We start from the raw sequence: 20,117 nt of genomic DNA on the forward strand, positions 1-20,117 counted from the left end.
GGATCTGATTTAGGCCAAACGCTCCGGCGTCTCAAGGATTTTCGGAACCGGCGCCGCGCCTTGCCCATATTGTCCTGTTAAGGGAGAATGCCTATCTATCCGGCACGAGACAAAGCGCATCGCGATCCTTCCGATTCGCTCTCACGCTCTATCTTTTTGTTTTTGCATGTCATTTTCGCAAAACCGCCGCGGAATTTCGCGCGGCGTGCCGAAGAGAGGACCAAGCCATGGCGGATACCATGACACCGAAAGTTGAGAAGACCGAAGCGGAATGGCGCGAGCAGCTGACGCCGACCCAGTTCAAGATCCTGCGCGAACACGGCACGGAACGCGCCTTCTCCGGCCCCTATTGGGATACGTTCGAGAAAGGCGTCTACCACTGCGCCGCGTGCGATGCGCCGCTGTTTGTCTCCGACACCAAGTTCGACGCCGGTTGCGGCTGGCCGAGCTTCTTCCAGGCGGTTTCGCCGACGGCGGTGCGGGAATTGCGCGACAGTTCGCACGGAATGATCCGCACGGAAATCCGCTGCGCCAGCTGCGATGGCCATCTTGGCCACGTCTTCCCCGATGGCCCGCCGCCCACCGGCCTGCGTTACTGCATGAACGGCCATGCGATGGTGATGCAGGCGGAGTAGAAGGCCAATCACCTGATCGAGTAGAAGCCGCGCAGACAGGATGTCGCGGCTTCTTCTTTTCCGAACCCGGAAAGACGGGGCCGCCTTATGGCGCCGACGTTTCCCAGATGACGTTTCGCGAGGTTGAAAAGGCCCTTGAAAGCGGGCAGGCTTTCGAAGAAAAACAACTTTCGCAACATGCATTTGTGTCCTGACAACATGGAAATGAAGATGACGATGTTTGCGAAAATGGCGGTTGCCGCTGTCCTCCTTGCCGCGCCGGCCCTTGCCGACGACCAGCCGGATTACGTCAACAGCCGTTTCGGCTTCGGCATCGACCTGCCACCCGATTTCATCGTCATCCACGAGTCCAATGGTGACGGCATGCGCCTTGCATCTCCCGACCGCAAGACTTTGCTCTCCGTTTTCGGCACCAACCTGCTCGACAAGAGCCTGGAAGACGAAGTCCGCGAGCGGATAGACATGCAGGAAAAGAACGGCTGGCAGATTTCCTACAAGAAGATCAGTCCGGGTTCGGCCAGCTTTTCCGGCTCGCGGGACGGCCGCATCCTCTATGTCCGGGCCGTGGCGCTCTGCGACGGAGCCGCGGGGTTTGCATGGCTGGAATACGACAAGGCGGCGCTGAAAAAGCACGACCCGCTGGTCAGGCAGCTGGTCAAGACCCTGCATCCGGCCGAAGGCTGTGCGGCCGGCAACCTCGCCCCGCCACCTTCGCAGCAATGATCACAGGCTGAAGCAGGTCATCACCGCGGAATAATGCACCGCCGCAGCGGCGACGACGAAACCGTGCCAGATGGCATTCTGGAACCGCAGCCTTTCCCAGACATGGAAGACGACGCCGGCGGAATAGATGCAGCCGCCGATGATGATCAGGATGATCGCCGCCACCGGCAGCCGGGCAGTCACCGGCCCAGCGATGAAGACGCCGCTCCAGCCCATGGCAAGGTAGAGCAGGATCGCCAACCGGTCGAAGCGGCCGGGAAATGCGCATTTCAGCAGGATGCCGACCAGCGCGAAGGCCCAGATTGCCACCAGCATCCAGAAAACCACCGGATCATCGGCGCCACGCTGCAGGAAAGGCGTGTAGGTGGCGGCGATCAGCAGGAAGATGGCGGAATGATCCATCCGGCGCAGCAGCCATTTGGTCCGCGACACCGGCCAGATATTGTAGGTAAAAGACGCCGACAGCGCCAGCACCAGGCCGATGCCGTAGATCCATGCCGCCGCCAGTTCGCCGTGGCTGCTCCAGACCGTGGCGTAGAAGATCAGCACCGTGGCGCCGATCAGGGCAAAGACGATGCCGACGCCATGGACGATGCCGTCGGCGATGATCTCGGCGCGGTCATACATGCGTCTGACGTTGAAGAACTCGGCCATTTCCTTCACTCCGGCATTGCCCATCGTCCCCCTGAAGCATCATGAACCCGGTGGGCCGGTGGAGGCAAGGGAGTGGAGACAGGCGCCGAATAAAACCGCCGGGCGCCGCGTTGTAGGACAGGAATCGGTCTCCTCCGAAAACAAAGGATCATCCATGCGCCGACCGTCGCTTTCCACCTCCAGCCTTGCCCTGCTGCTTGCCCTCGGCACCAGCCTGCCAGCGATAGCCGCCGATGACGGTGCCGATTGCGACCGTTATGCCGCCAGTGCGCTGGATCCGAAAAAGCCCGCCGGCATCGTCGGTGTCGAAACCGAGGTCATTGATGCCAAGAAGGCCGTGTCGGCCTGCGAGGCGGCCATCAAATCGGCCTCCGGCGAACTGCGCTACAGCTTCCAGCTCGGCCGCGCCTATCTTGCTGCCAAGCGGATCGGCGATGCCGTCAACGCTTTCACCAAGGCATCGGACGGGGGTTATGCGATCGCCAGCAACCAGCTGGGCGAATTGCTGTCGGCCGGCGGGTCTCCCGATCTGGGCCGGGCGGTGAAACTTTATGACGCCGCTGCGAAAACCGGCCTGCCGATTGCCAGCTACAATCTCGGTGTTGCCTATCGCGACGGGCTCGGCATCACCGCGGACACGCGCAAGGCGGTGGAAAACTTCCAGATCGCCGCAAACGCCAAATTCCCGCCGGCAATCTACGCGCTGGCGCTCGCCTATCGCGACGGTACCGGCGTGGAGCAGGACAGCAACACCGCGGTGGCCCTGTTCCGCACGGCGGCCGGTTTCGGCGATCCGAAGATCATGGACGAACTCGGCGACATCTACGATCAGGGCGACCTCGTCGAGGAAAATGACGACGAGGCGATCAAGTGGTACCAGGCCGCGGCGGAAAAGGGTTATGTCCCCGCCATGAGCCATCTCGCCTTCGTGCTCGGTGACAAGAAGGATGTCGGCGACAATCTGAAGAAATCGATCGAATGGCACCAGAAGGCGGCCGATGGCGGCGAGGCCGCGTCGATGAACGCCATCGGTTATGCCTATGACGAGGGCGAAGGCCTGGAGAAGAACGTCGACGAAGCGATCAAGTGGTATCGCAGGGCGGCTGAACTCGGCGATCCCGAAGCGCTCAACAACATGGGCGCGATGTACGATCTCGGCACCGGCGTACCGCTGGATTACGCCAAAGCCGTCGATTATTACCAGCAGGCGATCGCCAAGGACCAGGCGCTTGCCCATTTCAATCTGGCCTTCCTGTATGCCGAAGGCCATGGCGTGCCGCTGGATGGCGTCAAGGCGGCCGAATTGATGATGACGGCGTTGCGCGCCGGCGAACAGGCCGCCAAGGACGAGCTTGCCAAGCCGACCATTACCTGGCCGAAGGAATTCCGCGTCGATATCCAGCGGCGGTTGAAGGAAGCCGGCGAGTTTGCCGGCACCGTCGACGGCACGTTTGGTACCGATACGATAACGGCTATCGACCAGGCCTTCGACAGCGACAATGCCGCCGAAAACGAGGCCGAATAGGAGCGCCTGACAAAACCTCTGGGCGGAGGATTGCCGCGGGATTTTCGTCTCTGGCGAGGATTGGCGACGAAGCGAGTGGCGGAAAGCACCGGCAAGCCGACCCCACGAGGTTTTGCTAGGCGCTCCAAGACCGCACCCGAGAGGGATCAGACCTCCCGGCTGCATGCCTCGCAGAAGGGCGTGTAGGGCACAGCCGCCAGTCGCGCCGGCGAGATCGGCTGGCCGCAGCGCGTGCAGGTGCCGAAGCGGCCCTCGGCGAGACGAGCCAAGGCGGCATCGATGGCGCGAAGCTCCGTCTGGCCGGCCTGGCCAAGCTCTTCCAGCACCTCGTCGTTGCTGCGCTCCAAAGCACGGTCGTCGTCATCGGGATTGCGCGGCGTTTCGAAATCCTCTTCGATCCGGTGCAGGCGGCGGAAAAGTTCGCGTTGGCGCTGGCGCAGGATCTGCTCGTAGTCGGGCGTGCTCATCGGTTTCCCCTTACCGGTCGACCAGCACCGAGCAGGTGGCATGGCGTACCACCCGGTCGGCCGTGGCGCCGAGGAAATAATTGGTGAAGTCGGGCGTGTGCGAGGCGATGACGATCAGGTCGGCGCCATGCTCCTTCGCGGCAGCCAGGATTTCCGTCGCCGGTGCGCCGCAACGCACCTCGATGCGCGCGGAAACGGCCGTCTTGGCCTGCAGCGCCGTCAGCTTTTCCTTGACCTCGCGGATGCCTGCTTCGATCAGCTGTACCGGTACGTCGATGGACAGATAGCTCGGCAGGCCCTCGACGACGCCGAGCAGGACGATGTCGCCGCCGACCTCCAACAGCGTCGATGCCAAAAGCAGGGTCTTTTCGCCGCGCTCCAGCACGCTGACATCCACCGGCACCAGGATTTTCTTGTACATGCTGCCTCCTTCTTGTGATCGTTCTTGATCGCCCAATGCATGCGCCCGGCTTGCCCTGCCCGCCTTGATCTCGATCAAGATCGACCCGGCGATTGTAAACGTGGCGTTGACGGTAAATCGCCAAAACAGAGGCTTTCATGAACAATGTCGGCGGTCCATATAGGGGAAGACACGTCCAGCGGGGGAAGATGATGAACGATCTCGACAGGCGGAATTTCTTGGGTCTCGCAGCCGCCGGCATGCTTGCCGCCGGAACCGGCAAGGCCGCACAGGCAGGAGACACTTCCATGACCGACACACCGGTATCCTACGCATTGACCCGCCCGGCCTATGTCGGCCACTCGCATCTTTCCGTCACCGACCTGCCGACGGTCTCTGCCTATTACCAGACCATGCTCGGGCTGAAGGTGCTGGAAAAGACCGCCAGCGGCGAAGTGCTCGGCACCGAGGGCCAACCCTTCCTGACGCTGACCACCGGCGGCGACATCCGTCGCGCGCCGCGCACCGCGCCCGGCCTGTTCCACACCGCCTTCCTGATGCCCAGCCGCACCGAACTTGCCCGCTGGCTGCGCCATGCCGCCCACAACAACGTCCAACTCGACGGCGCCTCCGATCATCTGGTCAGCGAAGCCATCTACCTCTCCGACCCGGAAGGCAACGGCATCGAAATCTATGCCGACCGGCCGCACGGCGATTGGACCTTCCACACCGACGGCACCGTCGAGATGGCGACCCACCGCCTCGACCTGCAGGCGCTCTATGACAGTGCACCGACGGACACCTGGAACGGCATGGTCGATGGCACGGCGATCGGCCACATCCACCTGCAGGTCGGCAACATCCCGGAAGCCGACCGCTTCTATCGCGACGTGCTCGGGCTGAAGATCATGGCGACCTATCCGGGCGCCAGCTTCTTCGCCACCGGCGGTTATCACCACCATGTCGCCGCCAATATCTGGAACAGCCGCGGCGCCCAGGCCCGCACGGAGGCCATGTCCGGCCTTTCCGACTACACGCTGCAATTCAACGATGCGGCAGCGCTTGAGAAGGCCGTCGCCAAGCTGGACGAGCTGGAGATCAAGGCGACCCGGGACAACGGCGTCTGGTCGCTGAAGGACCCGTGGGGCATCGGCCTCAAACTGGCCGCCTGATCGCCGCTTTCGCCTGGACGACCCTCGTGAAGCCCGTGCCGGAACCGGCGCGGGCTTCGTGCGTTAATACGCCGACGACAGGGGGCTGCAGCCATGGCATATCAGATAGACCGTCCCGGCCACATTCAGGAACTGGCCGAGATTGCACGCAACGGTGCCGGCGATACGCCGCCGCAGATCCAGGTGCATATCGCCAAGGACGGGCTGGACCTGGCGGTGACCTGGTCGATCATCGGCATCTTTGTGCTTCTGTCGCTGGCCGTCGTCTACATCATGGCCGCGGTGCTGATGCCGATCACGCTCGCCGTCGTCGTCGGCCTCATCCTCGGTTTTGCCGCCGACAAGCTGCACAAACTCGGTGTGTCGCCGCTTGTCAGCGCTTTCTCCCTTTCCAGCCTGTTTGCCGCTGCCGTTTTCTTCATCGTCAACGCGCTTGCCGAACCGATGACACGGCTTGCACAGGACGCGCCGCAGATGCTCGAAAGCGCCATCGAGCGGGTCACGCCTTTCCTCGAGCGCTTCGAATGGCTGCATATCTCGCGCGCGACGTTCCAGGGCGGTTCGATGTCGATGGAAAAGCTTTTGGAAAACACCGGCAGCGTGTTGCAGGTGGTCACCGGCAGCCTGACGCCGGCGCTGGTGCAGGCGATGATCTTTTTTGCCGCGCTGCTTTTGTTCCTGCTCGGCCGGCTGCAGCTGCGCAAGGCGCTGATCATGACCTTCCGCCGCCGCGAAAAGCGACTGGCCACCATCCGCATCCTCAATGCCATCGAAGATGCGCTTGGCTTCTACTTCGCCACGGCCTCGGTGATCTATGCCGCACTCGGTGTCATCGTCACGATCATCGCCTGGGCCGGCGGGCTGGCCATGCCGGTGCTCTGGGGCGTCTTCGCCTTCCTGTCGAGCTTCGTGCCTTTCCTTGGTTTTTCGCTGATGACCGTGGCGCTCGCCGCTGCCGGCATCCTGACCCATGACGACCTTTTGACCGGCATCCTGCCGGCGGTCGCCTTCCTCATCGTCCACCTGGTGATGGAAAACATCGTCGTGCCGGCGATCATGGGCAAGCGGCTGGAAATCAATCCGTTCATCATCTTCGTTGCCATCATCTTCTGGACATGGATGTGGGGCGCGGTCGGCGCCATGCTCGCCCTGCCGTTGTCGCTGATCGGCATGACCATTCTTTACGAAGTGCTGCCGGAAGACCGGTCGACACCGAACCTGCCGGGCTGAACGACCGGTCCCAAGCCATCCTCGGGAGAACCCCTTGAGCACTGCTGAACTCAGTTTCGAGCACACGACGCATCGCGATCTCGTCGGCGGCAAATCACCTTGGGGCGGCTTGCTCCAACGGCCGCCGGGCGCGACGCTGCAAGAAAGCTTTGCCGTCGATGTCGCCATCGTCGGCGGCGGCATCACCGGTGCGCTGGCCGCCGAGCGGATGACCGGGCTCGGCCTCTCCGTTGCCCTGATCGACCGCGAAAAACCAGGCCTCGGCAGCACCGCCGCCAGTACCGCCATGCTGCAATGGGAAATCGACTGCACGCTAACGGAACTCTCGGCTTTTTATGGCTTCGAGCGGGCGGCAGCGATCTACAGGCGCAGCCTCGCCGCCGTCTCCGGTCTGGCCCAGCTTGCCTCCTCCCTGTCGATCCCCTGCGATTTCCATCCGCGCTCGACACTGTATGTCGCCGGTCCGGAGCAGGAGCCGCATATCCTGACGGAAGAATTCGAATTGCGGCGCCGCGCCGAACTGCCGAGCCGATACATGAACGCCGGCGCACTCGCATCGCAATTTGGCATCAATCGACCGGCAGCGCTGCGTTCCCCGGGTTCGGCCGAGGCCGATCCCCTGATGCTGTGTTGGGCGCTGCTGAATGTCGCCCGTTCACGCGGCGCCCGGCTTGTCGAAGCGACCGCGACGCATTTCCATGAGGAAGGCGGCACAGCGGTGATCGAGACGGACGGGCGGCATGTTGTCGAGGCCCGCCACGTCCTGCTGGCCACCGGCTACGTCATGCCGCATTTTGTCATGCCGAAACAGCATTCGACGGCATCCAGCTGGGCGATCGCCACGGTGCCGCAGCAGCAGGAGCGGCTCTGGCCGGATCGCAGCCTGATCTGGGAAGCGGCCGAACCCTATCTCTACCTGCGGACGACCTTCGACAACCGCATCATCATCGGCGGCGAAGACGAAGACATTGCCGACCCGCAGCAGCGTGATACCAAGCTGCCGCACAAGATCGAGATCCTGCGGCAAAAGCTGCTGGACATCTGGCCGTCCGCCGATCCAACCGTATCGCATGCCTGGTGCGGCGCTTTCGGGGAAACCGAGGACGGCCTGCCGCTGATCGGCCGCGTGCCCGGTACGAAGCGTATCTTCGCCGCCTATGGCTACGGCGGCAACGGCATTACCTTTTCTTACATGGCAGCGCATCTGGCCGCCGCCTTCGTTACCGGCAAGGAACCCGCCTGGTTCGAGGATTTCGCCCTGGACCGGCCGGCGCCTTGACGACGGGGCGTCACCGTTTCCCCTTCTCCCCCGCGGGGAGAAGGTGGCCCGAAGGGTCGGATGAGGGGGGGAGCGGAACGGGCAGGTTTTGCCGTGGGGCGCCCCCTCATCCCCCTGCCGGGACCTTCTCCCCGGCGGGGAGAAGGGGTAGGCGGCACCCCTTCATTCCATCTGCGATAGCACTGCTGACGCTCCCAAAGGCAAGGCTCAGTTGGTGCCGATCTCCGGCACGTCCGCCAGCCGAACGAAGGTCACGCCGCGGGCTTTTAATGCCAGGATACCCTTGACCACCCCTTCCCCGGCCGCATGGGTCGGCTGGTTGATATGGGCGATCACCACATCGCCATCCCTGGCCGCGGCAATACGTTTGGCGGCCTGCGCTGCGCCGAGCAGGGAACCGCCGTCGCCGTTGACCGAATAACCGGCGATCTCGTAACCCATCTTGCGAACGTCGGCGATGGCGCTCGGTGTGTATTTCGCCGTCGCCCCGCGGAACCAGTGGGGCTTAGCCAGACCGGCGGCCACGATCGCCTCCTCGCCGCCCGCCACCTCGTCGGCCACAGCCTGCGGTGAGCCGGCGGCGGCGATGCCATAAATCTTCGTCTGGCGGTCGACGGCCGGAACATGATTGCGGCCGTGGTTTTCGATCTCGAACAGATCGGGATGCTGGCGGATCACTGCGACGACCTCGGGATTGTGGCGCAGCCAGCGGGCGGTGACGAACAGTGTCGCCGGGATCTTTTCGTCGATCAGCGCCGAGAGGATGCGGAAATCTGTCTTGCCCATGCAGGCATCGAAGGTCAACGCCACCCGGACCGTGCCCGCTTGCCCCTTGCCGGCAAGCTGAAGCTGCGGTTCTACCAGCGCGTTTGCACTGCGCTCCGCCGCCATGGCGGCCGGTACGGCGACAAAAAGGGAAAGCATGGAGACAACGGCAAGGCGCATGGGGAAAACTGCCAGGGAAAGCGGACTGGAGGGAGGTATTAGCCAAAAATCCGGCGGATGGCGATGTGGCCTGATGCCGCCGGCCGGTGGCCTCAATCGTAGAGATAATGCTCCCGCCAGGCGGAATGCGGCACCAGCTTGCCGATCTCGTAATCGAGGGAACGCACGTTGATGCGTTTCGGGCCGGTCGTACAGGTATAGGAGAGACGGTACCACTCGCCGCGACTGCGGAAGACGGCGCCGGGTGCGGCGATGGAATCGCCCTCAAGAACCGGTTCGGCGAAGGTGTAGGCAATCACCTTGTCGGGTTTGAAATCACTTTTGTCGGCGGAAATCCGGTTCATTGCCTCCGTATCGCAGGCCTGCTCCAGCCGGGTGTTGGGATCGAGCTTTTCCAGCTGCCTGGCAATCCGCGCATCGACGGCAAACGCAGGGAGAGCCACGAGCAGCATCTGCGAGGAGAGGGTGAGAGTTCGGATCATCTATGCCTCAATTTTTTGATTTTATTCGTCAAATTGACGCCACACCAAAAGGTGCGGCAACAGAGCGGGGCCGGTTGGCGGGCAAGAACTGAGTAACCAATATGGTCAGAATGTGGTCACGACAAAAATAAGGCAACCATATTGTCTTGTCACCTTACTGCATTAAGTGGCTTTCGTCTTAATCAACGAAAGGATTTCTGGGATGGCAAACGCCTATTTCGTGACGAGCCAGGGGGAACTGGGACTGGTCGATTTTTCAAATCGCACGATCAGCGTTCTCGCAAAAACTGCGAACACCTATACCGATATCGCCATCAGCAGGAGCGGCGAACTGTATGCCGTCACGTTCGATTCTCTTTATAAGCTGAACCTCTCCGGCAGCAGCGTCACGGAGCAGAAGGTCCTTTCCTTCACGGCCGGCAGTATGAACGCCCTCGAATTCGCGACCGACGGCAGCCTCTATGCCGGTGGCGGCAGCAGCATCTACAAGATCGATATCGGCGCCGGAACGACGACGCGTATCGACGGCTTCAACTCCACCTCCGCCGGCGATATCTACATCCAGCGCAACGAACTGGTGATCTCGACGAACGCCGAGGACCTGCTGTCGATCAACCTGCAGAACGGCGCGGAAGCCGTCGCCTTCAACAACATCCCATCAAACCTCTTCGGCCTCGCCAAGACCTCCGACAGCCTGTTCGGTTTCTACAACAAGACGGTGGTCGAATTCGACATCGAGGCCCAGACCTTCGGACAGGTAGCCTTCACCGGCACGCTGCCGAGCGGCGTCTTCTGGGGTGCGACCAGCATCGACCAATTCAGCGATCCCGGCCTTCCGGCCAGGACCGAAACGGTGACCGGCAACACCGCGGCGCTCGACCACATCACCAAGCCCTTCACCAAGTTCGACATCTCCTTCGTGGAGATCTCCGGCTCCACCGTGGTCATCCAGTTCGGCGACGTCGAACGCCTGACGTTGCATTCGGTCGAGCGTGTCGACCTCTTGCAAGGCACGCTCGCCTTCGACATCGACGGCGTTGCTGGCCAAGCCTACCGCATCTACCAGGCGGCCTTCGACCGCGCCCCCGACAGCGCCGGCCTGTCCTACTGGATCAACTCGATGGACGGTGGCACCAAGCTGATCGACGTCGCCTCCGGTTTTGTCGGCTCGCAGGAATTCAACAGCATTTATGGCGCGAATTCCACCGATACGGATTTCGTCGGTCGCCTTTACCTGAATGTGCTCGGCCGCGAAGGCGAGACCGCTGGCATCGCCTACTGGACGGGCGAATTGCAGCACGGCACCGCGCGGGCGCAGGTCCTGGCCGGTTTTTCCGAAAGCCAGGAAAACGTCATCGGCGTCGCCCCGGTGATTTCGGAAGGCATCTGGTACAGCTGACAGGCCGCACTCGGCACAACACCCCGGCGCCTTTCCGGCGCCGGTCATTTTCGGCCATGACGCTGGCCACCCTTGATCCCTCCCCGGCCTGTCTCTATCTCTGGCTGATTATCCAGAACGATTTGCCGGAGAGCGCGTTTGTCGATTTTCAACTCCCTTCCCCCTGCCCCGATCGCCCCGAAGAAGCCGAAGCAGGATACGCGCCACGGCATCACCCGCACCGACGACTATGCCTGGCTGCGCGCCGACAACTGGCAGGCGATGTTCAAGGACCCGTCGATCCTCGACCCGGAAATCCGCACCCATCTGGAAGCCGAAAACACCTATATGAAGGCGGCAATGGCCGATACGGCCGAGCTGCAGAAGGTGCTGTTCGCCGAGATGAAGGGCCGCATCAAGGAAGACGATTCCTCGGTGCCGGTGAAGGACGGTCCGTTCGCCTACGGCACCTTCTACGTCACCGGCGGTGAGCAGCCGCATTATTTCCGCATCCCGCGCGACGGCGACCACAAGGACGAGGCCAGCCGGCAGGTGCTGCTCGACGGCGACAAGGAGGCCGAAGGCAAGGCCTATTTCCGCCTCGCCGGCATCGACAGCAGCAACGATCATAGCCACGGCCTCTGGGGTTACGACGACAAGGGTTCGGAATATTTCACCCTGCGCATCCGCAACCTCGAAACCGGCGAGGATCTGGCAGATATTATCGAAAACACCGGCGGTGGCGGCGCCTGGGCGCCCGATGGCAAGAGCTTCTTCTACACGTTGCAGGACGAGAACCACCGGCCTTCGAAGATCTACCACCACATCGTCGGCCAGCCGCAATCGGCCGACCGGCTGGTCTTCGAGGAGGAGGATCCCGGCTTCTTCATGGGTGTCGGCGGTTCGCTGCTCGACGATTTCATCTACATCGACATCCACGATCATGAGACCAGCGAATACCGGCTGCTCTCGACCAAGGATCTGCTGGCCGAACCGCAGCTCGTCACTGAGCGCGTCGAGGGCCTGGAATATTCGATGACGGAAGGCGGCGACGTCTTCTACATCCTCACCAATGCCGACGGCGCCGGCGACTTCAAGATCGTCGAGGCGCCGGTGACGGCTCCCGGCCGGGAAAACTGGAAGGATGTCGTGCCGCATACGCCCGGCAAGCTGATCCTCAGCCACATGGCCTATGCCCGCCACCTCGTCTGGCTGGAGCGCAAGGACGGACTGCCGCAGATCATGATCCGCGACCGGGCAACCGGCGAGGAACACGCCATCGCCTTTGCCGAGGAAGCCTATTCGCTCGGCCTGCAGGGTGCCGCCGAATACGACACCGACGTCATCCGCTTCTCCTATTCCTCGATGACGACGCCCTCGCAGCTGTTCGACTACAACATGGCGACACGCGAGCGGAGCTTGCTGAAAACCCAGCAGGTGCCCTCCGGCCACAATATCGACGACTACGTCACCCGCCGCGTCTTCGCGCCCGCCTGGGACGGCGAGACGGTGCCGGTAACACTGCTCTACCGCAAGGATACGCCGCTGGACGGTTCTGCCCCCTGCCTGCTCTATGGCTACGGCGCCTACGGCATCACCATCCCCGCTTCGTTCAACACCAATTGCCTGTCGCTGGCCGATCGCGGTTTCGTCTATGCCATCGCCCATATCCGCGGCGGCAAGGACAAGGGTTTTGCCTGGTACGAAAACGGCAAGATGGAGCAGAAGACCAATACCTTCAAGGACTTCGTCTCCGCCGCCGATTACCTTCACGAGCAGAAATTCACCGCCTACGGCAAGATCGTCGCCGAGGGCGGTTCGGCGGGCGGAATGCTGATGGGGGCTGTGGCCAACATGGCGCCGGAGAAATTCTCCGCCTTCATCGCCGCCGTGCCTTTCGTCGATGTGCTCAATACCATGCTGGACGACACCCTGCCCCTTACCCCGCCGGAATGGCCGGAATGGGGTAACCCGATTGACTCAACGGAAGAATACGGCTGGATCGCCAGCTACTCCCCGTACGAGAACGTCGGCGCCAAACCCTATCCACCGATCCTGGCGCTCGGCGGCCTCACCGATCCGCGCGTCACCTACTGGGAGCCGGCGAAATGGGTGGCGCGGTTGCGCGAACTGACCACCGGCACGGCACCGATCCTGCTGCGCACCAACATGGATGCCGGCCATGGCGGCGCGGCCGGCCGCTTCCAGCGGCTGGAGGAAGTCGCCTTCGAATACGCCTTCGCCATCAAGGTCGCCGGCAAGATGTAAGGGCCGGCCTCACCGACCCGCCGCAGGCGTTTTCGCCTGCGGCGCCAGCCCCGGCAAAACGGATGCTTGCAGACTGGCGGGAAAGAGCGACAATAGCGGGCCAATCCGTTTTGCGCTGGAACCCACCATGGCCGCCACCATCATTCCGCTGATCTGCCTCGGCGTGATCGTCGGCGTCTTCGTGATGATTTTCTGGCAGGCGCGGCAGGGCCGCCTGCAGCGGCAGCCCCACGGCCCCGTCGTCACCATCACCGAAGAAGAAATGGACCGACGGCGCGAAGAACTGCGCGACAAGCTTTCACGACGCCCATTCGGCGAAACGCGGGCGCGGCGGCTCTGGGCCAAGCTCATGGCCTCCAGGAACGACGAAGGCTTCATTCACGAATTCCATCGGGATTTTTGCGGCCACGGCCTGATCCGACAGGGCGGCGGCATCATTCTCTGCGACATCCTTGATGGTACTTATCCCGGCAAGCCGATCGCGCGCTGGACCGACGAGGAAGACTTCGTCGCCTTTTTCGCCCGCCAGTCCGATTTCACCTGCAGCGGCTGGGAACCGCAGGAACCGGTCTTCTTCACCGAGGACCCCTGGTACCGCAACAACCAGCGGATCACCACCGCGAAGATCGACCGTTATCTCTAGAGGTCGTTGGACACCGCCCCACGCAAGCTCGGCACGCTAGAGAAACAATCCACCGATTCGCATCCGCCACCCCCTGAAAGCCACGGGTTTTCAAGCTGGGTCCATGCAAGCACGCAAGCTTCGCGCAAGCTTCGGCGGTTAACTATTCGTTAATCATTATTAATGGCGAGAAAAAACAATGCGAATCGAGAGTGGCCTCCAGGGCTATTACTACGATCAGGGCAGGTTTCAGAAGCCAGCCGTCGATGCGGATGAAGCCGCGCCGACGCAGACCACCGCGCCCGTTCGTAACCCGTCCTTTTCCCCGCAGGTTGGAAGCAGCACGCTGCTTTCCTCTACCCTGTCCGGCGCGCTATGGGCGCTTGACGGCGGCCGCAAGCCGGCCGGCACCAACGGATTTGCAGCGCCCGGAAGCCTGCACGGCTCGGACGAAGTCGATGCCGATCATCACGATACGATGGCACGCGTCAACGCGCTCTATCTCGATGAAGACGATACGGTCGAACACGAACTGCTTTACGCATGATGCCAGCCGCCCCTCCGGGCGGCTGATTTGTCTGTGGGATTGAGCACCCCGCAGTTGGGCGGCATGAAGCCGCATCTTTTTTTCAATCGACAGTTATTCTTGTAGGGATTTTCAGCATGAAGGTTTTGAACAACGGCCTCGTGATGTATTCGCGCGCGCTGCCCCTCGACAGCCTGCTCGCTCCGAGCACGCAGCAGGACGACAGCCAGGGGAGCCGGTCGCGTTCTTCCGTCGCCTCGATCACCGGTAGCGAAACGGTTCCCGCCCCCGCCCTATCTCAGGCGCTGTGGAACTTGGACAGCCAGCAATCCGGCGACGATGACAATGCCGGCGGCACCGTGACCGCCAGCACCGGCGCGACCAGCGCACGCGATACGCTGCTCGACGAGCTGCACGAATGGGCATCGATGACCCTCGGTGAAAAGATCCGCGCCCAATTCCTTGAGGACCGCGGCCTGACCGAGGACGATGTCGCCGCCATGTCCACCGAAGAGCGCGAGGCGCTGGAAGCGGAAATCCGCGAAGCGATCCTGCGACAGAACGGTATCGAAGAGACCGGCAACGCCAAGGAAAGCAGCGCCAGCCTCTGACCCCTCCATTTCCCTGCCCAGACCAGAGAGGCGGCCGGCATCCGGCCGCCTCTCTTGCTTTCCAGCGACAAGCGATTATCTAATCCCTCCAGAAACTATAGCTTTGGAGGATCAGGATGAACCTGTCGATCGGCGATCTCTCGCGCAGGACCGGCGTCAAAGTGCCGACCATCCGCTACTACGAACAAATGGCGCTGATCTCGGCGCCGGAGCGGTCGGAAGGCAACCAGCGGCGCTACGGCAAGGCCGATCTCGAACGGCTCGCCTTCATCCGCCATGCCCGCGACCTTGGCCTGTCGATCGACGAAATCCGCGAACTCATCCGCCTGAGCCACCACCCCGAGCAGGCCTGTGACGGCGCCGACCGGATCGCCGCCAGCCATCTGGCGTCCGTGCGCCAGCGCATCGCCCGGCTGCAGAAGCTGGAACAGGAACTGGAACGCATCGTCTCCCATTGCGAAGGGCATACGATCGGCGATTGTTACGTCATCCGCGCCCTTTCCGACCACGGTCTTTGCGAGGGCGATCATCCGCCGGCCTGATGCCGGCAGGGGAGAAAAGAAGGCGGCTTGACAAGTGCGGCGATTCGAGGAATCTTCTCCGCCATGATCACGATCTCGCACCACGTATGCTCGTATTTTTGGCTGTTCCGATAGGAGCGGCTGATTGATCATGTCAAACAAGCCGCCACCAGGGCGGCTTTTGTTTTTCTAGGGAAACGGCGTCCTGGCGGTCAAACCGCAAGAAAGAAGGAAGCCATGACCGAAGATATAGATCTCACCATCCCGCGACCGGCGGTCGTCACCATCCGCGCCGCCAAGCCGCGCGACCTGCCCGCACTCAACGAGATGATCACCCTGCTTGCCGCCCATCACGGCGACGCGGCACAGATCACCCCGGAATGCCTGGAGCGCGACCTGTTCGGCCCGCTGCCGTGGATTCACGCGCTGGTGGCCGAGGCCGCCGGCGAACTGATCGGTTACGCCATCCTCGTGCCGCTTTACAGGGCGCAGGAAGGCAAGCGCGGCATGGACCTGCACCATCTCTTCGTCCGCAACGGCCATCGCGGCCACGGCATCGGCGAACACCTCGTCTCCCGCGCCCGCGACCACGCCAGGAATGCCGGCTGCGACTATCTTTCGGTGGCGGCGGCGACCGGCAATTTTGTCGCCCACCGCTTCTACGAACACATGGATTTCAAGCCGCAGCCGGTGACCGGCATGCGCTTCCTGCAGGCGATCGCCTGAACCCAGCGTTTACGGAGGAAAGACCATGACGAAACTGGCGATTGCGCTGACGGACCGTTATGCGGATTGGGAGGTGGCGTTGCTGATGGCCGAGGGGCGCTCCTCCTTCGGCCTCACCTTTACCGTCGCCTCGCCGGGCGCCCAACCGGTCACCTCGATGGGTGGCATCCGCGTGATGCCCGAGCACGCCGTGGAGCGGCTTGATCCGCAGGCCCATGCCGGCCTGATCGTCTGCGGCGGCGAAATCTGGCAGACGGACGAGGCACCCGATCTCGGCGCGACCATCCGCGCCTTTGCGCAAGCCGGCAAGCTGGTGGCCGGCATCTGCGCCGGCACGCTGGCGCTTGCCCGGGCCGGCGTGCTGAACGAGGTTGCCCATACCAGCAACGAAGCCGCTCTCCTCGCCAACAGCCCGGCCTATCGCGGCCAAGCCTTTTACCGTGACCAGCCGGCCGCCGTCAGCGACCGCATGATCATCACGGCCCCAGGCACGGCGCCGATCAGTTTTACCGCCGAAATTTTACGCGCACTCGGGCACGGCAGCCAGGATATGGAGGATTATCTGGCGCTGTTCGGCCGGGAGCACGCTGCGAACTGATCGATGTTCGCCATGATCGGCGTGGCGAAACAATTTCAGGAAGACGGACCGGCGAGAGCGCGGCGAATATCGCGGCTGTTCAGATGGAAATTGCGGCCGGGTTGAATGGTCTGGGCGGCGATCTTCTGCCGGGCGGCAGCGGCGAAATTTTTCGCATGCGCCGAAAAATAGGCGAGACAATCGTCGCTTTCCGGCATGCGCCCGACAAGGCTGCGAAAGGCGAGCCGGTGGATCATGCAGACGCCGCCATGACCGGCAGCGGTGAATTGCAGGGCATCGATATCGCCCCGCCAGGTGGCAACCGGAGCATCGCAAAAATGCTCCGGCGCATTGCTGTCAGGCAATTCCGGGTGCAGGGTCGCCGGGCGGCCTTGCTGGAATTGCCCTGCCGTCAAGCCGAAGCCTCGAAGCGCCGGTAGAGGCTACCGCCGATGGAGCCGAGCAGCGCCCAGAAGATAAAGCTCGAAACCACGGCGGCGACGATGAAGCGATGTTCCAGAACGGCCGGCGCCAGCGCCGTTTCGCCCTCGGGCATCGCCGGTGCGCCGATGATATGCGGCGCGGCGATCAGCACGATCCCCAGCACGGCAGCCCAGGGCTTGCGCTGGAAGGCGATCAGGGCAAGGCCGGCGGCGGTGGCAGCGACCGTGCCGATCCACCAGACCTGGCGGTCGAACAGCGGCGCGGCCGGCGTTCCCGGCAGTTCCGGCGGCAGGCCGAGCATCGGCGCCAGCATGACGGCGGCAAAACCGCCGAGACCCCAGAGCAGGCCCTCGCGCCAATCGACCGTCTTCGACCGCAGGCTGAAGAGGCCGGTGAGCACCAGCGCATAACCGATGGCCGTCAGGATGTTGGCAGCCGTCGTATAGAGGAAGCGTTCGGCACCGTCGGCCGGTCCCCAGGCTTCTTCCTCAGCCGGAGCGGCCTCGGTGGTTGCCGGCGTTGCAGCAGCCGTTTCCTGGCCGGTCGTCGGTGTGGCCGCTTCATGATTATGGGCAGGTGCCGCGTTCTCGTAGGTTTCGGCCTGGAGAATGAGCGGCGTGGTGCCGAAATGCTGGACGGCGCTGACGGCGACGCCGACGATCAGCCCGGTCAGGACCGAGGTAAAGACAATGGATCGGAAAACCGACATGATGAAACCATGACCTCAGTGGCAGGGGAATGCATTGGCGTGGCGCGTGTCGTGTGCCGCGTTGTGGACGATCTCGACATGCGAGAAACCGACGAAGCCGACGACGAACAGGCCAAGGCAGATGGCCATGGCCGACTGGACGACCGTGCCGGCCTTGGCGCCGGAAGCTGCAATCGTGGTGGAAGCGTTTTGCTGAACAGACATGTATCGACCCTCTCCGATATCGTGCGCCGCTGAAAAGCCATGCCCGACCGACGACGCGCGGCCAGGGCGAACCGATGTCGATCCTATCGTGAAGGGGCAGGAAAGCTGAAGCCATATGCGGCAGCGACCCTTCCGGCGACGCCATCCACACCATCAACTCCAATTTCCAGGACACCCCGCCCGGTTCGGATCTCCATGATGGCAGGTCTCCTGGCTCGCAGGTCTTTGTCCTGAACCTCGCCTTCCCGGTGTCCTCACCAGTGGCTTTTTCGATCCACGACTCGCCGCGTACAGTTGCGGGGGCAGCCACGCTTCAGGCCCCCTTTGGGTCGTCCCTAGCGCATTCCCTTTTCATCCCCGAGGCTTAGCCTCAAGGGAACCATCAAGAGCAACAACTATCGCCGCCAAGGAACGGTGTGTCAATATGGATGCAGTGGTGATCTAAGCGACGGCATGCAGATAGGTACGCCACCGGGCAAACTCACCGCGAAGGAACAGCCTTGAGATAAGCAGCAATCGCCTCGCGGTCCTCCGCCGGCAGGCGCGCCATATTCTTCTGCACCTCGACCATCGAGCCGCCGACCGAATCGAAATCCGGGGTGAAGCCGGTTTCGAGATAGGTGGCGATATCGGCCTCGCTCCATTCGCCGATGCTCTTCGAGCCGGGCGTGATGTTGGGTATGCGCCCCTCGCCTTCCGGATTGGGCGCGCCGGCGAGCCATTGGTCGGGCACGAAACCGCCCATCGGATCGCGCGGCGTGTGGCATTCGCCGCAATGCCCCGGCCCCTCGACCAGATATTGCCCGCGCTTCACCTTGTCGTCGGTGGACGCCAGTGTCACGCGCGGCCCGTCGGTGAAATAGAGGAACTTCCAGCCGCCGAGCGACAAGCGAATGTTGAACGGAAAAGGCAGGTCATGCGGCGGCGCGACATTGGTGCTTTTCGGCAGGGTGCGGATGTAGCCGAAGAGGTCGTTGATGTCCTTCGCCGTCATGCGGGCATAGGAGCCGTAGGGAAAGGACGGGTAGAGATGTTCGCCGTTGCGGCCGACACCGCGGGTCATGGCATTGCCGAACTGCGCCAGCGTCCAGCCGCCGATGCCCGCCGTTTCGTCCGGCGAGATATTCGGCACGTGGAAGGTGCCGAAGGGGCTGGCGAGCGGCAGCCCACCGGACAGTACCAGCTGCGCTTCGCCCTCCGCACCCTTGGCCGCATGACAGCTGACGCAGCCGCCGGCCCAGAAGATTCGTTCGCCGTTGGCGAGGTCGGGATCGCCCAATCCGGCCCAGTGCTCGTCCGGCTGCGGCGACGGGGCGGTGACGAAGTAAAACGCCACGGCGCCGATCACGCCCAGGCCGATCAGACAGAGCAGGATGCGGATCAGTCTGGCGAACATGGCGTTTCCTCCTTGTCTTGAGCGAACTTGTCACGAATGGAAATCGCGCCGCCCCTCTCGGGCGACGCGTGCGCGGTGCATCTCCGGCGGAACGGGTTCGCCGGAGATGCACCGTTTCTTTTGCTACCCGGCGCCGAAGCGGGCGCGGTCTATCGCCAGGAATTATTCCTTGATGCGATAGACCTGATGACAGCCGCCGCAATTGGCGCCGAGCGTCTTGAGCGCCGCGCCGACACCGGCGGCATCGGCCGGCAACTGCGCCAGAACCGCATCGGCATCGGCCGACAGTTTCAGCGACTTCGCCTTGAAGTCGTCAAAGGTCTCCCAGATCTTCGGGCTTGCAGCCTTGTCGCCGGTTTCCGAACCCGGCGGGAACTGGTCCGGGAAGGCCTTGGCGTTTTCGGAAATGGTCGACAGCGCCGTCTTGATCGCTTCGGCATCGTAGGGCTTCTCGCCCTTGGCGATGGCGGCGAGTGCGCCGGTGGCGCCGCCGACCTTCTTCATGATGGCTTCGCGATCCTCGTGGGTGCCGACGGCAAAAGCCGAACTTAACCCGAGCGTGGCAAGAATGGCCGCGGTGGCGATCAGTCTCAATTTCATCTGTCTTCTCCCGTGCTGCCGGC

Annotated in this window: 24 protein-coding genes and 1 riboswitch; of the genes, 14 read left to right on the top strand and 10 right to left on the bottom strand. The window is 62.9% G+C overall.

Translation table 11 applies throughout. The features are described 5' to 3' along the window. Window positions 1-227 precede the first annotated feature (227 nt). The gene (gene msrB, locus ACSQ3I_RS23330; RefSeq protein WP_436002879.1) at window positions 228-635 is read left to right on the top strand and encodes a peptide-methionine (R)-S-oxide reductase MsrB; all 408 of its coding nucleotides are present in this window, start codon (window positions 228-230) and stop codon (window positions 633-635) included. Window positions 636-845: 210 nt separating this feature from the next. Then, on the top strand, window positions 846-1,358 hold the full coding sequence (locus ACSQ3I_RS23335) for a hypothetical protein (protein WP_436002881.1): 513 nt from the start codon (window positions 846-848) through the stop codon (window positions 1,356-1,358). Here ACSQ3I_RS23335 and trhA read toward each other — a convergent pair whose 3' ends face one another. Next, window positions 1,359-2,012, bottom strand: a complete 654-nt coding sequence (gene trhA, locus ACSQ3I_RS23340) for a PAQR family membrane homeostasis protein TrhA (RefSeq protein WP_436002883.1) — start codon at window positions 2,010-2,012, stop codon at window positions 1,359-1,361. It abuts the gene before it with no gap. A gap of 154 nt (window positions 2,013-2,166) precedes the next feature. Here trhA and ACSQ3I_RS23345 point away from each other — a divergent pair, with 154 nt between their 5' ends. Beyond that, window positions 2,167-3,537 carry a hypothetical protein gene (locus ACSQ3I_RS23345; protein WP_436002885.1) on the top strand — a complete coding sequence of 457 codons (1,371 nt, stop codon included), beginning with the start codon at window positions 2,167-2,169 and terminating at the stop codon, window positions 3,535-3,537. Window positions 3,538-3,683: 146 nt separating this feature from the next. Here the strand turns inward: ACSQ3I_RS23345 and ACSQ3I_RS23350 are convergent, their stop codons facing one another. Together ACSQ3I_RS23350 and ACSQ3I_RS23355 are read right to left on the bottom strand one after the other, a co-directional pair. Further along, the gene (locus tag ACSQ3I_RS23350) at window positions 3,684-4,004 is read right to left on the bottom strand and encodes a TraR/DksA family transcriptional regulator (RefSeq protein WP_436002887.1); all 321 of its coding nucleotides are present in this window, start codon (window positions 4,002-4,004) and stop codon (window positions 3,684-3,686) included. A gap of 10 nt (window positions 4,005-4,014) precedes the next feature. Then, window positions 4,015-4,425 (bottom strand): universal stress protein, encoded by a 411-nt coding sequence (locus ACSQ3I_RS23355; protein WP_436002889.1) that lies wholly within the window; start codon window positions 4,423-4,425, stop codon window positions 4,015-4,017. Between the two features lie 239 nt (window positions 4,426-4,664). On the opposite strand from ACSQ3I_RS23355, the gene ACSQ3I_RS23360 reads away from it, so the two are divergent. The 3 genes from ACSQ3I_RS23360 to ACSQ3I_RS23370 all read left to right on the top strand — a co-directional run bounded on the left by ACSQ3I_RS23360 (window position 4,665) and on the right by ACSQ3I_RS23370 (window position 8,085). After that, a complete protein-coding gene (locus ACSQ3I_RS23360; protein ID WP_436003039.1) occupies window positions 4,665-5,576 on the top strand; it encodes a VOC family protein in 912 nt (303 codons plus the stop codon). A gap of 93 nt (window positions 5,577-5,669) precedes the next feature. Next, entirely contained in the window at window positions 5,670-6,806 is a 1,137-nt protein-coding gene (locus tag ACSQ3I_RS23365) for an AI-2E family transporter (RefSeq protein WP_436002891.1), read from the top strand. Window positions 6,807-6,840: 34 nt separating this feature from the next. Beyond that, window positions 6,841-8,085: an NAD(P)/FAD-dependent oxidoreductase gene (locus ACSQ3I_RS23370; protein WP_436002893.1), complete on the top strand. Its 1,245-nt coding sequence runs from the start codon at window positions 6,841-6,843 to the stop codon at window positions 8,083-8,085. A gap of 207 nt (window positions 8,086-8,292) precedes the next feature. Here ACSQ3I_RS23370 and ACSQ3I_RS23375 read toward each other — a convergent pair whose 3' ends face one another. Continuing rightward, window positions 8,293-9,030, bottom strand: a complete 738-nt coding sequence (locus ACSQ3I_RS23375; RefSeq protein ID WP_436002895.1) for a polysaccharide deacetylase family protein — start codon at window positions 9,028-9,030, stop codon at window positions 8,293-8,295. Window positions 9,031-9,122: 92 nt separating this feature from the next. Next, entirely contained in the window at window positions 9,123-9,512 is a 390-nt protein-coding gene (locus ACSQ3I_RS23380; RefSeq protein WP_436002897.1) for a DUF930 domain-containing protein, read from the bottom strand. 202 nt (window positions 9,513-9,714) lie between these two features. On the opposite strand from ACSQ3I_RS23380, the gene ACSQ3I_RS23385 reads away from it, so the two are divergent. The 8 genes from ACSQ3I_RS23385 to ACSQ3I_RS23420 all read left to right on the top strand — a co-directional run bounded on the left by ACSQ3I_RS23385 (window position 9,715) and on the right by ACSQ3I_RS23420 (window position 16,762). Beyond that, window positions 9,715-10,911, top strand: a complete 1,197-nt coding sequence (locus tag ACSQ3I_RS23385; protein WP_436002899.1) for a DUF4214 domain-containing protein — start codon at window positions 9,715-9,717, stop codon at window positions 10,909-10,911. A 138-nt stretch (window positions 10,912-11,049) separates the two neighbouring features. Further along, window positions 11,050-13,158, top strand: coding sequence for a S9 family peptidase (locus ACSQ3I_RS23390; RefSeq protein WP_436002901.1), 2,109 nt, complete (start codon window positions 11,050-11,052; stop codon window positions 13,156-13,158). A 127-nt stretch (window positions 13,159-13,285) separates the two neighbouring features. Then, a complete protein-coding gene (locus ACSQ3I_RS23395) occupies window positions 13,286-13,801 on the top strand; it encodes a hypothetical protein (protein ID WP_436002903.1) in 516 nt (171 codons plus the stop codon). Between the two features lie 178 nt (window positions 13,802-13,979). Next, complete coding sequence (locus tag ACSQ3I_RS23400; protein ID WP_436002905.1) at window positions 13,980-14,327, top strand: hypothetical protein; 348 nt, start codon at window positions 13,980-13,982, stop codon at window positions 14,325-14,327. Between the two features lie 116 nt (window positions 14,328-14,443). Continuing rightward, window positions 14,444-14,917, top strand: a complete 474-nt coding sequence (locus ACSQ3I_RS23405; RefSeq protein WP_436002907.1) for a hypothetical protein — start codon at window positions 14,444-14,446, stop codon at window positions 14,915-14,917. Window positions 14,918-15,033: 116 nt separating this feature from the next. Then, on the top strand, window positions 15,034-15,459 hold the full coding sequence (locus ACSQ3I_RS23410; protein ID WP_436002909.1) for a MerR family transcriptional regulator: 426 nt from the start codon (window positions 15,034-15,036) through the stop codon (window positions 15,457-15,459). Window positions 15,460-15,675: 216 nt separating this feature from the next. Further along, window positions 15,676-16,164, top strand: coding sequence for an N-acetyltransferase family protein (locus ACSQ3I_RS23415; RefSeq protein ID WP_436002911.1), 489 nt, complete (start codon window positions 15,676-15,678; stop codon window positions 16,162-16,164). A 25-nt stretch (window positions 16,165-16,189) separates the two neighbouring features. Beyond that, window positions 16,190-16,762, top strand: coding sequence for a type 1 glutamine amidotransferase family protein (locus ACSQ3I_RS23420; RefSeq protein ID WP_436002913.1), 573 nt, complete (start codon window positions 16,190-16,192; stop codon window positions 16,760-16,762). Between the two features lie 35 nt (window positions 16,763-16,797). On the opposite strand, the gene ACSQ3I_RS23425 is transcribed toward ACSQ3I_RS23420, so the two are convergent. The 5 genes from ACSQ3I_RS23425 to ACSQ3I_RS23445 all read right to left on the bottom strand — a co-directional run bounded on the left by ACSQ3I_RS23425 (window position 16,798) and on the right by ACSQ3I_RS23445 (window position 20,094). Then, window positions 16,798-17,157, bottom strand: a complete 360-nt coding sequence (locus ACSQ3I_RS23425) for a hypothetical protein (RefSeq protein WP_436002915.1) — start codon at window positions 17,155-17,157, stop codon at window positions 16,798-16,800. Further along, window positions 17,154-17,894: a CbtA family protein gene (locus tag ACSQ3I_RS23430; protein WP_436002917.1), complete on the bottom strand. Its 741-nt coding sequence runs from the start codon at window positions 17,892-17,894 to the stop codon at window positions 17,154-17,156. The genes ACSQ3I_RS23425 and ACSQ3I_RS23430 overlap by 4 nt, the downstream gene beginning before the upstream one ends. Window positions 17,895-17,909: 15 nt before the next feature. Continuing rightward, complete coding sequence (locus ACSQ3I_RS23435; RefSeq protein ID WP_436002919.1) at window positions 17,910-18,098, bottom strand: CbtB domain-containing protein; 189 nt, start codon at window positions 18,096-18,098, stop codon at window positions 17,910-17,912. A gap of 183 nt (window positions 18,099-18,281) precedes the next feature. Further along, a riboswitch (cobalamin riboswitch) is annotated at window positions 18,282-18,497 on the bottom strand. An 82-nt stretch (window positions 18,498-18,579) separates the two neighbouring features. After that, on the bottom strand, window positions 18,580-19,494 hold the full coding sequence (locus ACSQ3I_RS23440) for a c-type cytochrome (RefSeq protein ID WP_436002921.1): 915 nt from the start codon (window positions 19,492-19,494) through the stop codon (window positions 18,580-18,582). Between the two features lie 162 nt (window positions 19,495-19,656). Beyond that, a complete protein-coding gene (locus tag ACSQ3I_RS23445) occupies window positions 19,657-20,094 on the bottom strand; it encodes a c-type cytochrome (protein WP_436002923.1) in 438 nt (145 codons plus the stop codon). Window positions 20,095-20,117: the final 23 nt, after the last annotated feature.

Source organism: Rhizobium sp. LjRoot30 (assembly GCF_964253915.1).
Taxonomy (GTDB): domain Bacteria; phylum Pseudomonadota; class Alphaproteobacteria; order Rhizobiales; family Rhizobiaceae; genus Metarhizobium.

Excerpts from the sequence above, each read along its gene's own strand:
- msrB (WP_436002879.1), top strand. The coding sequence starts at position 228 with ATGGCGGATACCATGACACCGAAAGTTGAGAAGACCGAAGCGGAATGG.
- ACSQ3I_RS23335 (WP_436002881.1), top strand. The coding sequence starts at position 846 with ATGACGATGTTTGCGAAAATGGCGGTTGCCGCTGTCCTCCTTGCCGCG.
- trhA (WP_436002883.1), bottom strand. The coding sequence starts at position 2,012 with ATGGCCGAGTTCTTCAACGTCAGACGCATGTATGACCGCGCCGAGATC.
- ACSQ3I_RS23345 (WP_436002885.1), top strand. The coding sequence starts at position 2,167 with ATGCGCCGACCGTCGCTTTCCACCTCCAGCCTTGCCCTGCTGCTTGCC.
- ACSQ3I_RS23350 (WP_436002887.1), bottom strand. The coding sequence starts at position 4,004 with ATGAGCACGCCCGACTACGAGCAGATCCTGCGCCAGCGCCAACGCGAA.
- ACSQ3I_RS23355 (WP_436002889.1), bottom strand. The coding sequence starts at position 4,425 with ATGTACAAGAAAATCCTGGTGCCGGTGGATGTCAGCGTGCTGGAGCGC.
- ACSQ3I_RS23360 (WP_436003039.1), top strand. The coding sequence starts at position 4,665 with ATGCTTGCCGCCGGAACCGGCAAGGCCGCACAGGCAGGAGACACTTCC.
- ACSQ3I_RS23365 (WP_436002891.1), top strand. The coding sequence starts at position 5,670 with ATGGCATATCAGATAGACCGTCCCGGCCACATTCAGGAACTGGCCGAG.
- ACSQ3I_RS23375 (WP_436002895.1), bottom strand. The coding sequence starts at position 9,030 with ATGCGCCTTGCCGTTGTCTCCATGCTTTCCCTTTTTGTCGCCGTACCG.
- ACSQ3I_RS23380 (WP_436002897.1), bottom strand. The coding sequence starts at position 9,512 with ATGATCCGAACTCTCACCCTCTCCTCGCAGATGCTGCTCGTGGCTCTC.
- ACSQ3I_RS23385 (WP_436002899.1), top strand. The coding sequence starts at position 9,715 with ATGGCAAACGCCTATTTCGTGACGAGCCAGGGGGAACTGGGACTGGTC.
- ACSQ3I_RS23395 (WP_436002903.1), top strand. The coding sequence starts at position 13,286 with ATGGCCGCCACCATCATTCCGCTGATCTGCCTCGGCGTGATCGTCGGC.
- ACSQ3I_RS23400 (WP_436002905.1), top strand. The coding sequence starts at position 13,980 with ATGCGAATCGAGAGTGGCCTCCAGGGCTATTACTACGATCAGGGCAGG.
- ACSQ3I_RS23405 (WP_436002907.1), top strand. The coding sequence starts at position 14,444 with ATGAAGGTTTTGAACAACGGCCTCGTGATGTATTCGCGCGCGCTGCCC.
- ACSQ3I_RS23410 (WP_436002909.1), top strand. The coding sequence starts at position 15,034 with ATGAACCTGTCGATCGGCGATCTCTCGCGCAGGACCGGCGTCAAAGTG.
- ACSQ3I_RS23415 (WP_436002911.1), top strand. The coding sequence starts at position 15,676 with ATGACCGAAGATATAGATCTCACCATCCCGCGACCGGCGGTCGTCACC.
- ACSQ3I_RS23420 (WP_436002913.1), top strand. The coding sequence starts at position 16,190 with ATGACGAAACTGGCGATTGCGCTGACGGACCGTTATGCGGATTGGGAG.
- ACSQ3I_RS23430 (WP_436002917.1), bottom strand. The coding sequence starts at position 17,894 with ATGTCGGTTTTCCGATCCATTGTCTTTACCTCGGTCCTGACCGGGCTG.
- ACSQ3I_RS23435 (WP_436002919.1), bottom strand. The coding sequence starts at position 18,098 with ATGTCTGTTCAGCAAAACGCTTCCACCACGATTGCAGCTTCCGGCGCC.
- ACSQ3I_RS23440 (WP_436002921.1), bottom strand. The coding sequence starts at position 19,494 with ATGTTCGCCAGACTGATCCGCATCCTGCTCTGTCTGATCGGCCTGGGC.
- ACSQ3I_RS23445 (WP_436002923.1), bottom strand. The coding sequence starts at position 20,094 with ATGAAATTGAGACTGATCGCCACCGCGGCCATTCTTGCCACGCTCGGG.